A 13,790-nucleotide genomic window follows, 5' to 3' on the forward strand; every position below is an offset into this window, starting at 1 on the left:
AGTATCTTATCTACATATAGAAAACCAAGACTTATGAATGGATTTGATATTGTTTTAGTAATTGCCGTAATCCTTTTTGCTCGATTAGGTATGCGCTTGGTGTCTAGATATATAAAAATGAAACAAGAAAATAAAGAAGACAAAAAAGATAAGTTATGATTAATATCTTTAGAAAAATTAGAAAAAAGTTCTTCTCTAATAAAATGAGCAGTTATTTACTCTATGCCATTGGTGAAATTGTCTTGGTAATGATTGGTATTTTACTGGCACTCTATGTCAACAATTTAAATGAAGAACGAAAGTTAAAAAACAATATCAATAATACGTTAAGAACTATTTCTTACGATTTAGAAGTAGACACATTATCCGCTAGGTCAATCATAGAATACTATGATGCCAATTCTAAAAACAGTAAGAAAATTATTGATCGCGAAATTACCATGGAGAACTACAAGGAATGCCCAGAATGTATGAGCCTTGTGACCATCTACAAACCGTTTAATATACAAACCAAAGGTTTTGAACAGCTTAAAAACCTGATAGATGAACGCGCTACCGAAAAAGACAGCCTTATAATTGACATTACAAAGTTCTACACCATCTTTAAACCCTTAATAGCTAAAAATAACGATAGGATGGAAACCATTGTTATGAGAAACTTCACAGATTTTGAAAAATTTCCTTGGTTTGTTGATTTAGCTCAAGGCAAGATGACAAATGAACTCATTGAATATTTTGTGCAGAGTGAAGATTACAGAGTAAAAGTTGCATCCCACGCCATGCTTGCCGTTGGAAACCATTCTGGAATAACTAAGGCGTATAAAGAGAATGCTGTAATGCTCTTAGACAGAATTAATAAACGATTAGAACAAAAAGGTTAAAGGTCACCTCCCTTTGTTTTCTTTAAAGGAGAATTGACCCAATATTTATCTATATCAAAAGTTGGAGGATTTACCCTTGTATCTAAAATGGGTAGTGTTTTGGTAACGAATATGAGATTATTATTTGGTTTTTTATCTTCAAAAATCTCTTGTGTAAAGAACTCTCTAAACTGATAACCCAATAATTTTGAATCCTTATTTAATTTTGCACCTGTGGCATCTTTAATTTTTTTAACGCGATAAGAGAAGTCCTCTGATCTTACTTCTTCTAAACTCGCACCTGTACCAGCAGCCCAATCCAACACCTGAATCTTAACCATTTTGGGCTTAACAAGTTCTATATCTTTAATTATTAATTTCTTGTCTTTATACAATACTCTAAACCTACTCTTTCTTGTAATTGAAGACTCATCAACTGCTTTATTAAAGCTAATGTAAAATGCCTGATCATTAGGATCGAACTCAAAATCGCTAACCTTAAATGGATTGGGCTCTTTAATAATAAACCTATTATTAAAGGTGATGTAATTGAGGTACATTTTGTCATTATATGGCTTGTACTCTACATTAACTTCGTATAAGGTATTTAAGCGTTCCCTTAACTCAAATTTTGTGCTATTACCACTTTGTATTTTGTACTGAGCAAAATTTTCATTCTCAATCATTTTATATTCAATCTTGTATATGGCGTAATTACCTTTGGCTATATAAATTGTCCCCTTTGCCCTAAATTTTGCTACTTCAGTATTTTTTGATGCAAAAGATATCTCAAATAGCGGAGTATCTTCTATGTATTTAATGCCTTCAAGCTTAAAATCGTGGTTATTCACAAAGTCGTCCCTAAAAGTGTCGACAAAAGAAAAGCTCGGTATGTCAAAATTACGTATGGCATTATGTCCGTTTAATATCTCCAATTCGTTTTCTAATGCTGTATTAAACTGTGCGCTCTCATCCTTATTTATAACTTTGGCTTGACCATACACGCTCTTTAAAAGCAAAGAATCCAAATAATAGTCCTCATTTAAATCATAAGAATATAAGGCCGTACGGTTTTCTGAATTCCTAAATTTATTGGTTTGAAAACCTGCATCAAAGGTCTCTAAAATAAACTCATTAAGGTTATAATAATTATTGTTAACCAATTGGTAATCTCGGTAATATGCCATGTATGAATGAGGTGTTCTGGGATAATTGAAAGGTATTCTCTTTATAGCCTCCTTAATTATCGTTTCGGGTGCATAAGTAATAGACTTTGCTTGGGCCACAACCAAAACAGCAGACAATTCTTCAACTTTAGGTCTTAAGTATATCTTGTTTATGGTATTTAAATTAAACGAACCTGCATTGATTCTTAAGGTTTCAAAACCAATGGAGGATATAATGATTGTTTTACCAGACGATTTATAATCAATAGGCAGCCTAAATTCACCATCTTCATCTGCAATCACACCATTTTGCAAATCATCAAACTTAATTGTTGCAAAGGATACAGGGTATTTCGTTTCAAAATCTAAAACTTTACAGAGTAATTCGTTAGCATTCTGAGCAAAGGTCATTTCAGAAAAACCTATAATAAAAACGGAAATAAATAGAAGTCTTAATTTCATGCTATAGCCAAAATATAAAAAAAATACAATTACAGATCTCTATAAAAAGTTAAACCATTTCCGTACAAATCATAAAAAGCAAACTCTTTTGTTCCCCAAATCTTTTCCTTCAGAGCTGTGCGCTCATGAAAAACATCTTTGGTTTTATACTCTTCGTACAATTTTGTAATATTTTCAACATATATGCGAAGCATTGGTCTGTCTAAACCCTCTACCCATTCTTTTTCATCGTGCCATTGTAGATGAATCTCAATATTATCTCTAGACACACCAGCATAACCGTTATCGCTCGTTGTGTCAGTAAAAGCAAGCTTAAAACCTAATTTTTCAACATAAAAATCAACAGCTTTAACTACGCTCTTAACAGGTAACACAGGATGAATTTCTTTGAGGTAACCAGTATTCATTTTTTAAAATATTTATCTTTATAAATGTAACAATTTAATTAAACCTGTATCTCTACTATATGAAAAAGTTGCTACTTCTTCTTATAACGTTTACTTCTATTCAGCAGTTTTATGGCCAGCGTTTAAAAAGCTATAAGCATATTGAAAACGATACGGTTTATCTAGATTTTATAAACCCGTTTTACGCTCCTATGGAAGTAAAATTATCACCTTTGGATTCTACAAAGGGGTTTATAAAAGTAAATCCCTATAGTTTTATAAAGTACAAGGACACTTTAAAAAAGGCAGTAGCGATTCCGATTGCACGCCTTGCGGATACCTCTAAAATCCATATTAAGTCTTACCTGAAATTTAAAGCAAATTTTGGTGATTCCAACAGGGATGCTGATAATAACCACGCTTATCTGTTACCTTACCCAAAAGGAAAACGCTATAAAGTAATACAATCCTTTGGTGGAAAATTCTCCCATAATGATCCACATTCTAAATATGCCATCGATTTTGGAACCAAAGTTGGAGATACTATAACTGCGGTAAGATCTGGAAAAGTGTTTTTTGTAAAAGAAGACTCTAAGGAACATTGCAGAACCCGAAAGTGTATAAATACGGCCAATAAACTTTATATTTTACACGACGATGGCTCAATGGCGCACTATGTGCATTTAGATTTTGAAGGAGCTTTGGTTGATGTCGGAGATATGGTTAAAGCTGGTCAACCCATTGCTATTTCTGGTATGACTGGTTTTACCACGATACCACACTTGCATTTAGTACTCTACAAATCTGGAGGATTATCAATACCTTTTTATTTTAAAGGACAAAAACGAAAAAAATTAAAACAAGGCAGGTTCTACAAACGGAAACTATAACCTAGTTTCTCACTTTTCCTGAAAAATGATTAACCTTAGGATTAATAGGGTTTCCTGTTGTTCGTCTGTAAATTACTATCTGCCCACAGTGCCAAATGGCATCTGCAATTGGGCCATTAACTTGATTCCAAAACGGAATTTCCTGTTCACCGAAAATAATTTTGTATTGCGAAATATCATCACTGGTTCTTAAAATATCGGCTGCGGTTTTAAGGTTTGTTAGTGTTTTTGCTCGCATTTCTTCATAAGACAAATCTTCATCAATTCTAGAGTTTGGTTCTTTTAAGGTTGAATTGACAATAATTTTTGATAAATCATAAATATGTTTGATGGTTTCCTCGGTCGATCTACCGTCCTCATTAGCTTTATAGGCTAAATCTTTTTCCGTTAAGCTATCTGTAGCCCAATAATAACGGAAGCCTAGTGCATCAACCATTCGCGCTGCCATAGTACCAGCGGTAAATTCATCAGAGTACTCTGGGATTTCATAGTATGGTAATTCGCTTTCAGAATTTTCTTGTGCGAAACCAATTAGCACAAACAATGAAAAGACAATTAGAAGTACTTTCTTCATAAGGCAAACCTTTAATCTTTTATTTCTTTAGTATTGGTTATGGTTTCAGTACCATACTTATCCACTAAATACACCAAAGCGGTCATAGTTGCTGCTCCTAATTCAAGCTCACGTTTGTTGACGTGTTCAAAGGTGTCATTTGCTGCATGGTGATGATCGAAATAGCGCTGTGAGTCTGGTCGTAATCCTGCTAAGACGATATCATCATTTTTCAATGGGCCGATATCGGCACCACTTCCACCTTTTTCAAAATAATGGATTAAATACGGTTTGAATAGTGGTCTCCACGCTTCAATTTTTGAAAACATAAGGTCACTGCAATCAAAACTAAAGCCTCTTGGTGTAAATCCGCCAGCATCGCTTTCTAAGGCAAAAATGTGCTTTTCGTTCTTTTCTTTGGCAACTTCGGCATATTTTCTTCCGCCACGTAATCCGTTTTCCTCGTTCATAAATAACACTACACGAATACTACGTTTTGGTGTAATACCACTTTCTTTCATCAATCGTAAAACGTCCATGGATTGTACCACACCTGCTCCGTCATCATGTGCTCCATCTCCTAAGTCCCATGAATCCAAGTGACCTCCGACTATGATATATTCATTTGGGAATTCGCTACCAGTAATTTCACCAATGACGTTATAAGACATCACGTCGTCAAACTGCTGACAACTCATCTCAAAGTGAAATTCAAGGTCTTTATCCTTTTTTAAAGCTTCGCTTAGTTTTACGGCATCATTGGTACTGATTGCTGCAGAAGGAATACGTTGCTCTACAGGTAAATCTCCGTAACCCATACTACCAGTATGTGGATAATCATCTAGGCGAGAACTCAATGAACGTACAATTGTACCAACTGCGCCATATTTGGCCGCTTCAGCAGCACCTGCATAACGCTCTGCAGCACAACCTCCATAGGCTTGAAATGTATTTACAAGTTCCTGTTCCCAAGATCTGTTAATGAATACAATTTTACCTTTTATGTTTTCCTCACCCAGTTTTTCTAAATCTTGATACGAGTTGACTTCTATAACTTTTGCCTTTAGACCACCTTCTGGTGTAGCAACTGATCCGCCTAAAGCACAAATATTGACTTTATTTAAGTCGTTCGAAGTTTTAAAATAAGCCATTTCTTGTTCACCTCTCACCCATTTTGGCACCATTACAGGTTGCAACCACACTTTGTCTAGTCCTAATTTCTCAAGTTCTGCTTTAGTATATTGTACAGCGAGTTCAGCATTTGTTGAACCAGATAAGCGTCCACCTATTTTGTTGGATAAGTAATCTAACCATTCGTAACTTTTACCATTGGTTAGCGATTGTTTATAAATGCTTTTTAGAATGTCTTCATCCGACTGTGCTTTCAAGGAAAAGGAAAGACAGAAACAAATGAGTAATGCAATTCTGGATATAGTCTTAAGGTAGTTATTCATCGTTTAGTTCTTGTTTATATACATCAATATTCGCTTTTTCCTTAGCTGGCAACTCCGGCTCTCTTATATCTTTATAAGTTGTCAATATCTCATATAGAATCTTAGCCACAATGTATCTTGCCGTTGGCTTATCATCTGCAGGAATATTAAACCAAGGTGCATGAGGTTTAGAACTTCTGTTTAATACATCTTCATAACAGGCTTGATACTTATCCCACAATTTACGTTCTTTTAAATCATCTGCTGAAAATTTCCAATGTTTATCTGGTCTGTTGAGACGTCTTAACAATCTGTTTTTCTGTTCTTCTTTAGATAGATTTAAAAAGAACTTAAAGATGATGGTACCATTATCTGCAATGTGCTTTTCAAAATTATTGATTTCCTTAAAACGTCTGTCCCAAAAGGCATCCGTAACATCTTCTACCGAATCAATATCAGGCATATTCTCATATATCAAATAATTGGGATGCACACGTGTTACCAAAACATTTTCATAATGCGTTCTATTAAAAATCCCAAATTTACCTCTTGCTGGTAATGCTATATAATGTCTCCAAAGATAATCGTGTTTTAACTCTAAATCCGTTGGTTTTTTAAAACTATGTGCTACAATACCCCTTACGTTAAATTCCTTAAAAACTTCACGGATTAAGCTATCCTTACCTGCTGTATCCATACCTTGAATGCAAAACAAAACCGAGTATTTACCATGTGCATACATCGCGTTTTGGATATCCGCTAAATCTTTACTGACATCCCTTAAGGCTTCTTTAAGTTCTTTTTTATCAGCATCTAAATCTACACGTGTTGGTAAATCTGAAATATTAATCTCAGATGTGATCTTAAAATCCTCAATTTTGACTTCTTTCATGTAATGTTGTTTGTTTAATTTTTCATCGATTCGTCGCTAGCTTCCTCTTCTTGATAAGTCAATGGGTGATCCTCAACACCTAAGCCAACAATTTTTATAATACTAACAACCGTATTGTATAGCATTAAGACAACACTTATTAATCCTCCACTTAAAATTGCGGACAATCCCAAACTGATATAATAAATTATTGTGTACCAAGAGCTAGGTACATTTTCCGCTTCAGTCACAGGAATGTTCATTAACTGAAAAACTATCATGGCAGCAACAAACACTATTGTGTCTATTTTGGCAATGAGCAAAACATGTTTATAATGTTCGTCCTTTAATCTGGATTTAGTGCTAGAGCTTATACTTAGAAGTGTTAATAAAAGTGCAAGAATTGTTGCAGACGCAAGAACAATGGTATTACAAAGGGCATTGATACCTGGTAAAGAGGAGGCAATCAGTGATTTTGCTTCATAACCACTTATATTACCCAATCCGTAAGCACCCAAACCAATAATTATAGCAGATATAATACCTCCTAATAGTGCTCTTTTGTTATATGCAGTTAATTTTAATTTCATGTTATTTCGAAGCAAACGCCTTTACATCTGCTTCACTTACTTCTTTTCCTCCTAAGATAATCAATCTTTCTACAACATTTCTTAATTCACGGATGTTGCCTGTCCAATCATAATCTTGAAGCAGTTTTATAGCTTTAGAAGAAAATGATTTTTTGGCTGTTCCTTGTTCACTGGAAATTTTTTCCGCAAAATAATCCACCAATAGAGGAATGTCTTCTCGCCTATCATTCAGTGCTGGCACTTTTATTAAAATAACAGCCAATCTATGGTACAAATCTTCCCTAAACTTACCGTCTTCAATCTCCTTCTTTAAGTTTTTATTTGTTGCAGCTACAACTCTTACATTTACTTTGATGTCCTTATCGCTACCAACACGTTGAATACGACTTTCCTGCAAGGCTCTCAATACCTTAGCCTGAGCAGACAGGCTCATATCGCCTATCTCGTCAAGAAAAATAGTACCTCCGTTTGCCGCTTCAAACTTACCAGCTCGGTCTTTATTTGCTGATGTAAATGCCCCTTTTACATGGCCAAACAATTCACTTTCGATTAATTCGCTAGGAATTGCAGCACAATTCACCTCTATCATTGGCCCTTTGGAGCGCTCACTTTTTTGGTGCAACCAGTGTGCCACCAATTCTTTACCTGTTCCGTTTGGACCTGTAATGAGGACACGAGCATCAGTTGGAGCCACTTTATCAATCATATCCTTGATATTCTCAATAGCATCACTCTCACCTACCATTTCGTAGTTTTTGCTAACTTTCTTTTTTAGCATTTTGTTTTCAACCACGAGCTCTTTTCTGTCTAAAGCGATACGAACCGTATTTAAAAGTCTATTTAAATCTGGTGGCTTAGAAATATAATCAAACGCACCTAAACGCATTGTGTTGACAGCTGTATCCAAATCTCCGTGACCAGATATCATTACCATAGGTATTTCTGGTTTTATTTTTTTTACAGCTTCTAAAACCTCAACCCCATCCATTTTTGGCATTTTAATATCACAGAGCACTAAGTCGTAATCGTCTTTTTTGATTTTTTCAATTCCAGCTAGACCATCTTCGGCCTCTTCAACTTGATAGGTATCACTCTCTTCAGAAAGAATTTTTACCAATACTCTTCTAATGGCTGCTTCATCTTCTATTATCAATATTTTTGACATATCTATATTTTGAATTTTATTCCAGTTCTTAAGTAAAAGGCGTTTAAATCATTTAATTTAAAAACCTCATTTCTATCACCATCGCGCAATACGTTATTTAACCTAAAGGTATAACCAGCATAAGCATAAGCTACCAAATGCTTTGTAAATAAATACTCATAACCAGCACCACCAACAATTACGGATAACGATACATTATCAACTTGCTTGCCATTTACAACAGAGGGCTCTTGCAAGTGTGCAAAATAACCATCTAAGCTTACAAATGACTGCAAGGTGTTTTTTTGGTCTAAAAACCATTTGATATTGGATTTTGGTACACCAATAGAAAATGACCATTTTTCGCTTGGTTTTCTGTAGTAACTTACAAATGGCAAAGGAAACGGTAAACCTGTTGTGGTATTATAGGTAAGGCCTAAAATTAATCTGTAAGGTCGTTTTAGACTTTCATCCTTTGATCGATCTATAATAGCAAAAGCGCCTCCATTTAAAAAAAAGTCGTCACCACTAATTTTTTGGGTTAAGGTTGAAGCTATTCTCGGATTTAAACGAAAACCAAGTCTCCATGTTTCACTGGTCTTGAATGTATACCCTAAATTAAGGTCAATAATATTTATAGTTTTTAAAAGCGATCTATCAAAAGGATAGTTATCTTGTAAGTTAAGTATTACCCTATTATACTCACCTCCAACTATGAAATAAGTATCTTCTTTTAATTCTATAGGATAGTTGAGCGACAGCCTTAACCTTGTATATTGATCATCTGAGCCGCTTTTTGGTATAAAAGAATACTCTAAACGCGCTAAATCATCGAGTTGGGCTTGAACAAACTGAGCATAAAACAAAGTTATAATAAGTATTATGCAACATTTTGAAAAGCGTAAAGTCATTTTTTTCTATTTTTCAATAATATGAATATCGCGTTGTGGGAAAGGAATCGTAACGTTGTTTTCTCTAAACAATCTATCAATTTCAAAACGAATATCACTTTTAGGAAACTGAGCTTTAAAACTATCTGCTAGGGTAAATATAAGCTTGAAATTTAAAGAACTATCACCAAAATTAGTGAACAATACTGAAGGTTCTGGTTCGCTAATGACATCTTCGTGTGTACTTGCTGCTTGCAACAACAACTTTTTAACTAATTGAACATCACTACCATAAGCAACACCTACCTCAACACTTTCTCTTGTTGTAGTTCCGTTTTGTGTCCAATTATACAGCGAGTTGGTTAAGTATAAATGATTGGGAATTACCAAAACTTTATTGTCTATAGTAACCGCTCTTGTTGTTCTCAACTTAATTTCCTCAACCCTCCCTACTTTGCCTTCAATTTCTATAATGTCTCCCACGTGTACCGACTGATCAACTAATATAAAAACACCTGAAATTATGTCCTGAAACAACGTTTGAAGTGCCAAACCCACACCGATTAGTAAAGCTGCGGAAGCTGCAAATACTGCTGTAACATTTATTCCAACGGAATGTAAAGTGATGAGCAGAATAATAACGTAAATCAACCATCTAAAATAACCATAGACGACATTGAATTTACTTTTATCGTCTTCAGGAAGGTTTCTTGTAATTACTCTTAAAATGATTCTTAATATGATTGTTGTAATGAATATTGCCGTAATGACAATTAAGACATCTAAAATTGAAATACTTATATCTTTCCCTATATCTATATGCCTTCCTAAGAATTCCTTAGTAGATTCCCAGGCAGAACTCTCTGTGATTGTTTCTTCTATTTTACTTAAATCTTGTACCATTGGTTAATATTTAAGCCATTTAAATAGTTCTTTATAGGTCGGTTTTTTACCATACATTAGAATACCTACGCGATAAATTTTAGCTGCAAACCATACCGCAAACATAAACGTCCCTATTAAAAGTATTAATGATAATCCCTGTTGCCATAAGGGCACACCAAACGGAATACGCATTAACATAACAACTGGTGATGTTAATGGAATAAATGAAAATACGGTAGAAACCGTTCCATGTGGATCTTCTATAACCGTAAACACGCCAACATAAACCGCCAAAATCAACGGCATAAGAATTGGCAACATAAACTGCTGGGTATCTGTTTCATTATCTACTGCTGCACCTATGGCTGCATACAAGGAACTATATAATAAGTAACCTCCTACGAAGAAAAATATAAAAGCAAAAACCAAATTTAAAATTGGCAAATTGGTAATTTCAATAAAAATGTTCTCTGCTATTGCTTGTGCTCCCTCAGCTTCCATAGCTTGGGTTACCATTTCTTGCTGTGGTGTCTGTAATTGGCTTAAATCTATTCCTAAAATTGCTGATACCACTACCATTAACACACCTCCTAAAACAACCCAAATGGCGAATTGTGTAATACCTGCCAGTGAGGTACCTATTATTTTACCCAACATCAGTTGTACAGGTTTTACTGAAGATATGATAACCTCTATAATCCTACTGGTTTTTTCTTCAATAACGCTTCGCATGATCATATTACCATAGATAATGATGAACATAAACAATAAATAACCTGCAACACCACCAAAAATCAACTTTACTACGTTACCTTCTTTAGACGTTTTTTCTCCATCAAAACTTTCTTGAGATATATCTAAGTTAATTGTTGAAGCTTCAATTTGGGAAAGGCTCACTCCTTCTTTCTTAAGTTTCATTTCTTGAACGCGTTTCTCTATTTTACGCTCCAAACTAGACATAATTGATAAAGAAGGGGAATCTTCAGAGTAAAATTTTACGTTATTAGAAATAGCATCTATTGAATCTATTTTAGCAATATGTAATAAGCCATAGTCCTCTTTTTTCTTTACTAAAGCAATAGCATCGTCTAGATTTAATTCATTTAAGTTCGTATAGGTTGTGTTTTCAGTATTTTGAAACACATCGTTAAAAAACCCTGTTTCATCCAATACCGAAATGGTACGTTGTTTATCATTGTTTAATTGAGATAAATATGCCACAACTGCAATCAGGGCAATCATTATCAATGGGCTTAAAAACGTCATTACAATAAATGATCTGTTCTTAACCTTGGTTAAATATTCGCGCTTTATAATGAGTGGTAAGTGGTTCATTATTTAGTTGTTTTTTACAGTTTGAATAAAAATGTCATTGGCAGATGGAATTACCTCAACAAAATGATGCACTTCTGCCTTTGAGGTTAAAAATGACAACAAATCGTTGGACGATGCCGACTCATTTATTTTTATATTCAACTTAATATCGTCATGCAGATTTTTAAAAGTTGCTGGTAGCACCTCAAACCTATCTTTAATTTCGTTTAAAACAGCAGTGCTGTTGTTGGATTGTAAACCGACTTCAAAAGTGTTGGTTTTATATTGGCCTTTGATGTCATTTAACTTACCATCCAATATTTTATTTGATTTATGAAGCAGCGCAATGTGGTCACACAGTTCTTCAACGGATTCCATTCGATGTGTAGAGAAAATCACCGTAGCACCTTCATCACGCAATTGTAAGATTTCATCTTTAATCAGGTTGGCATTTATAGGATCAAAACCTGAAAATGGTTCATCAAAAATCAACAGTTTTGGTTTATGCAAAACAGTAACAATAAACTGTATTTTTTGGGCTTGACCTTTACTTAATTCTTGAATCTTTTTATTCCACCAATCTCCAATTTCCAATTTTTCAAACCAATATTTCAATCTACTTTTAGCTTCAGCTTTTGACATGCCTTTTAGTTGAGCCAAATACAACGCTTGCTCACCAACCTTCATGGATTTGTACAGCCCGCGTTCTTCTGGCAAATAGCCAATATCCTTAATGTGTTCTGGTTTTAAAGGTTGTCCGTCTAATAGAACAGAGCCTTCATCTGGCATGGTGATTTGATTAATGATACGTATAAGAGTGGTTTTACCTGCTCCGTTTGGGCCAAGTAATCCAAAGATGCTTCCCTTTGGCACAGCAATGGATACCTGATTTAGTGCTTTAAAATTCCCAAAGTTTTTTGACACGGAATCAGCAACTAATAAATCATTCATATAGAACTTAATTTTTTAGATAGGGTTTAAGGCTCGTAAAGATATTAAATGTATGAATTTTTACAGTAATTAAGTAAGACTATTTATATTACAAATAAATATTTCCTTAACTCTAAAGAAAAATAAAACAAGGAAGAAATACTATAAAAAACAAAACCCACCCTTATGGTTAGATAAGGATGGGAAAAAATTGCTATGAAAAAGAAAAATTACCGCTAATTAGCATTAGCGATATATCAAAGATAGTATTTTTTATGAATTATACACTTATTTATGAAAACATATCTTTAACCTTCTCAAAAAAAGATTTATCAGAGCTCTCTGGCTTAGGTTCAAAATGTTCATCTTCTCGCATGCTTTCAAAAAATTCCTTTTGGGTTTTGCTCAAAGTCTTTGGTGTCCAAACATTTACATGTACCAACAAATCTCCTTTACCGTAACCATTTATACTTGGAATCCCTTTCCCTCTCAATCTTAGAATTTTTCCAGACTGCACTCCTGCTTCTATCTTAATTCTTACTTTACCTGTTACGGTATCTATTTCTTTTGAAGTTCCTAATACTGCATCTGGCAAACTTACATACATATCATAATGCAAATTGTCTCCTTCACGCTTTAAGGTAGGATGTTCCTCTTCTTGTATTACCACCAACATATCACCAGCAATTCCATTTCCTGGCGCATCATTTCCCTTTCCTGTTACTTTTAATTGCATACCATCCACAACACCTGCAGGTATTTTTACCGAAACGGTTTCTTCTGCAACTTTTAATCCTTGGGCATCAGCATCAGATGGTTTTTTATCAATAGTTTGCCCTGCACCACCACATGTTTGACATGTTGAAGCGGTTTGCATTCTACCTAAAATAGTATTCGTTACACGTGTTACTTGGCCAGAACCATTACAAGTTCCACAAGTTTTATATGTGGTTCCTTCAGCTTGTACTTTACGCTTTACTTTTATTTTTTTCTCAACGCCATTAGCCACTTCTTCTAAAGACAACTTTACTCTAATTCTTAGGTTGCTTCCTTTAACAACACGCTGCCTTCCGCCTCCACCGAAGCCACTAAATCCGCCTCCACCAAAAGCACCACCAAAAATATCACCAAATTGGCTGAAGATGTCATCCATATTCATACCACCTCCACCAAAGCCACCATTATTATCAAATGCTTGGTGACCGAATTGGTCATAACGTGCTCTTTTATCAGCATTGCTCAAAACCTCATAAGCTTCAGCTGCTTTTTTAAATTTATCTTCCGCTTCAGTATCCCCTGGATTTTTATCTGGATGATACTTTAAAGCCATCTTACGATAGGCTTTTTTAATTTCAGCGTCAGATGCATTTTTACTTATTCCTAAAACGTCGTAATAATCTTCTTTCATGTGTATTG

At 34.6% G+C, this 13,790-nt stretch carries 15 protein-coding genes; 3 read left to right on the forward strand and 12 right to left on the reverse strand.

All coding sequences use genetic code 11. The features are described from left to right. The first annotated feature begins 33 nt into the window (after positions 1–33). On the forward strand, positions 34–159 hold the full coding sequence (locus SIB89_RS04690) for a hypothetical protein (protein WP_412561358.1): 126 nt from the start codon (positions 34–36) through the stop codon (positions 157–159). Further along, complete coding sequence (locus tag SIB89_RS04695) at positions 156–881, forward strand: hypothetical protein (protein ID WP_412561359.1); 726 nt, start codon at positions 156–158, stop codon at positions 879–881. Before SIB89_RS04690 ends, SIB89_RS04695 begins: the two co-directional genes overlap by 4 nt. Here SIB89_RS04695 and SIB89_RS04700 read toward each other — a convergent pair. Together SIB89_RS04700 and SIB89_RS04705 are read right to left on the reverse strand one after the other, a co-directional pair. Next, the gene (locus SIB89_RS04700; RefSeq protein ID WP_412561360.1) at positions 878–2,488 is read right to left on the reverse strand and encodes a carboxypeptidase-like regulatory domain-containing protein; all 1,611 of its coding nucleotides are present in this window, start codon (positions 2,486–2,488) and stop codon (positions 878–880) included. The two genes, SIB89_RS04695 and SIB89_RS04700, sit on opposite strands and share 4 nt — an antisense overlap. A gap of 29 nt (positions 2,489–2,517) precedes the next feature. Further along, entirely contained in the window at positions 2,518–2,895 is a 378-nt protein-coding gene (locus SIB89_RS04705; protein WP_273291906.1) for a glyoxalase superfamily protein, read from the reverse strand. Between the two features lie 59 nt (positions 2,896–2,954). Between SIB89_RS04705 and SIB89_RS04710 the strand changes: the two genes are divergently transcribed. Continuing rightward, positions 2,955–3,764, forward strand: a complete 810-nt coding sequence (locus SIB89_RS04710) for a M23 family metallopeptidase (RefSeq protein ID WP_412561361.1) — start codon at positions 2,955–2,957, stop codon at positions 3,762–3,764. A gap of 1 nt (position 3,765) precedes the next feature. Here the strand turns inward: SIB89_RS04710 and SIB89_RS04715 are convergent, their stop codons facing one another. From SIB89_RS04715 to dnaJ, 10 genes are all read right to left on the reverse strand, one after another. Continuing rightward, on the reverse strand, positions 3,766–4,338 hold the full coding sequence (locus tag SIB89_RS04715; RefSeq protein ID WP_412561362.1) for a hypothetical protein: 573 nt from the start codon (positions 4,336–4,338) through the stop codon (positions 3,766–3,768). Between the two features lie 11 nt (positions 4,339–4,349). Beyond that, positions 4,350–5,771: a M20/M25/M40 family metallo-hydrolase gene (locus tag SIB89_RS04720; RefSeq protein ID WP_412561363.1), complete on the reverse strand. Its 1,422-nt coding sequence runs from the start codon at positions 5,769–5,771 to the stop codon at positions 4,350–4,352. Beyond that, complete coding sequence (locus tag SIB89_RS04725; RefSeq protein ID WP_412561364.1) at positions 5,764–6,642, reverse strand: PPK2 family polyphosphate kinase; 879 nt, start codon at positions 6,640–6,642, stop codon at positions 5,764–5,766. The genes SIB89_RS04720 and SIB89_RS04725 overlap by 8 nt, the downstream gene beginning before the upstream one ends. 14 nt (positions 6,643–6,656) lie before the next feature. Next, positions 6,657–7,211, reverse strand: coding sequence for a hypothetical protein (locus tag SIB89_RS04730; RefSeq protein ID WP_155090314.1), 555 nt, complete (start codon positions 7,209–7,211; stop codon positions 6,657–6,659). Between the two features lies 1 nt (position 7,212). Continuing rightward, positions 7,213–8,376 (reverse strand): sigma-54-dependent transcriptional regulator, encoded by a 1,164-nt coding sequence (locus SIB89_RS04735; RefSeq protein ID WP_412561365.1) that lies wholly within the window; start codon positions 8,374–8,376, stop codon positions 7,213–7,215. 2 nt (positions 8,377–8,378) lie between these two features. Further along, positions 8,379–9,266, reverse strand: coding sequence for a DUF6268 family outer membrane beta-barrel protein (locus SIB89_RS04740; protein WP_235898398.1), 888 nt, complete (start codon positions 9,264–9,266; stop codon positions 8,379–8,381). A 6-nt stretch (positions 9,267–9,272) separates the two neighbouring features. Beyond that, positions 9,273–10,148 carry a mechanosensitive ion channel family protein gene (locus SIB89_RS04745; protein WP_412561366.1) on the reverse strand — a complete coding sequence of 292 codons (876 nt, stop codon included), beginning with the start codon at positions 10,146–10,148 and terminating at the stop codon, positions 9,273–9,275. A 3-nt stretch (positions 10,149–10,151) separates the two neighbouring features. Then, positions 10,152–11,465 (reverse strand): ABC transporter permease, encoded by a 1,314-nt coding sequence (locus tag SIB89_RS04750; RefSeq protein ID WP_412561367.1) that lies wholly within the window; start codon positions 11,463–11,465, stop codon positions 10,152–10,154. 3 nt (positions 11,466–11,468) lie between these two features. Next, positions 11,469–12,395, reverse strand: a complete 927-nt coding sequence (locus tag SIB89_RS04755; RefSeq protein WP_155090310.1) for an ABC transporter ATP-binding protein — start codon at positions 12,393–12,395, stop codon at positions 11,469–11,471. A 271-nt stretch (positions 12,396–12,666) separates the two neighbouring features. Then, on the reverse strand, positions 12,667–13,782 hold the full coding sequence (gene dnaJ, locus SIB89_RS04760) for a molecular chaperone DnaJ (protein WP_273291927.1): 1,116 nt from the start codon (positions 13,780–13,782) through the stop codon (positions 12,667–12,669). Between the last annotated feature and the right edge of the window lie 8 nt (positions 13,783–13,790).

Source organism: Winogradskyella sp. MIT101101 (genome assembly GCF_047126865.1).
Lineage (GTDB): Bacteria > Bacteroidota > Bacteroidia > Flavobacteriales > Flavobacteriaceae > Winogradskyella > Winogradskyella ouciana.

Excerpts from the sequence above, each read along its gene's own strand:
- SIB89_RS04700 (WP_412561360.1), bottom strand. The coding sequence starts at position 2,488 with ATGAAATTAAGACTTCTATTTATTTCCGTTTTTATTATAGGTTTTTCT.
- SIB89_RS04740 (WP_235898398.1), bottom strand. The coding sequence starts at position 9,266 with ATGACTTTACGCTTTTCAAAATGTTGCATAATACTTATTATAACTTTG.
- SIB89_RS04695 (WP_412561359.1), top strand. The coding sequence starts at position 156 with ATGATTAATATCTTTAGAAAAATTAGAAAAAAGTTCTTCTCTAATAAA.
- SIB89_RS04690 (WP_412561358.1), top strand. The coding sequence starts at position 34 with ATGAATGGATTTGATATTGTTTTAGTAATTGCCGTAATCCTTTTTGCT.
- SIB89_RS04705 (WP_273291906.1), bottom strand. The coding sequence starts at position 2,895 with ATGAATACTGGTTACCTCAAAGAAATTCATCCTGTGTTACCTGTTAAG.
- SIB89_RS04710 (WP_412561361.1), top strand. The coding sequence starts at position 2,955 with ATGAAAAAGTTGCTACTTCTTCTTATAACGTTTACTTCTATTCAGCAG.
- SIB89_RS04745 (WP_412561366.1), bottom strand. The coding sequence starts at position 10,148 with ATGGTACAAGATTTAAGTAAAATAGAAGAAACAATCACAGAGAGTTCT.
- SIB89_RS04725 (WP_412561364.1), bottom strand. The coding sequence starts at position 6,642 with ATGAAAGAAGTCAAAATTGAGGATTTTAAGATCACATCTGAGATTAAT.
- dnaJ (WP_273291927.1), bottom strand. The coding sequence starts at position 13,782 with ATGAAAGAAGATTATTACGACGTTTTAGGAATAAGTAAAAATGCATCT.
- SIB89_RS04720 (WP_412561363.1), bottom strand. The coding sequence starts at position 5,771 with ATGAATAACTACCTTAAGACTATATCCAGAATTGCATTACTCATTTGT.
- SIB89_RS04735 (WP_412561365.1), bottom strand. The coding sequence starts at position 8,376 with ATGTCAAAAATATTGATAATAGAAGATGAAGCAGCCATTAGAAGAGTA.
- SIB89_RS04750 (WP_412561367.1), bottom strand. The coding sequence starts at position 11,465 with ATGAACCACTTACCACTCATTATAAAGCGCGAATATTTAACCAAGGTT.
- SIB89_RS04715 (WP_412561362.1), bottom strand. The coding sequence starts at position 4,338 with ATGAAGAAAGTACTTCTAATTGTCTTTTCATTGTTTGTGCTAATTGGT.
- SIB89_RS04730 (WP_155090314.1), bottom strand. The coding sequence starts at position 7,211 with ATGAAATTAAAATTAACTGCATATAACAAAAGAGCACTATTAGGAGGT.
- SIB89_RS04755 (WP_155090310.1), bottom strand. The coding sequence starts at position 12,395 with ATGAATGATTTATTAGTTGCTGATTCCGTGTCAAAAAACTTTGGGAAT.